At 41.5% G+C, this 236-nt stretch carries 1 pseudogene; it reads left to right on the top strand.

The features are described 5' to 3' along the window. Positions 1 to 236 (top strand): annotated as a pseudogene (locus tag R0J88_RS23465) (MFS transporter); the annotation flags it as partial.

The following is a 236-nucleotide window of genomic DNA, read 5'->3' as shown; positions in this document are numbered from 1 at the left end:
ATGTGTGGCCACATTATTTTGGCCGGTCCACATGAATATTCATTTTTTATTGGTTTAAGTTTTGTTGCAACAGGTACGGGCTTACTCAAGCCAAATATCAGTGCAATGGTAGTCCAGTTATACAGCGATGCTGATGAGCGTCGTGATGGCGGTTACGCTCTTTATTACATGGGTATTAACTTGGGTTCTTTAATCGGCTACTACGTATGTGGTTACTTTATGGAGAACGTAGGTTG

It is taken from the genome of Pseudoalteromonas sp. SIMBA_162 (genome assembly GCF_046535955.1).
GTDB lineage: Bacteria > Pseudomonadota > Gammaproteobacteria > Enterobacterales > Alteromonadaceae > Pseudoalteromonas > Pseudoalteromonas marina.
This window is presented reverse-complemented; position numbering and strand designations above follow the sequence as displayed.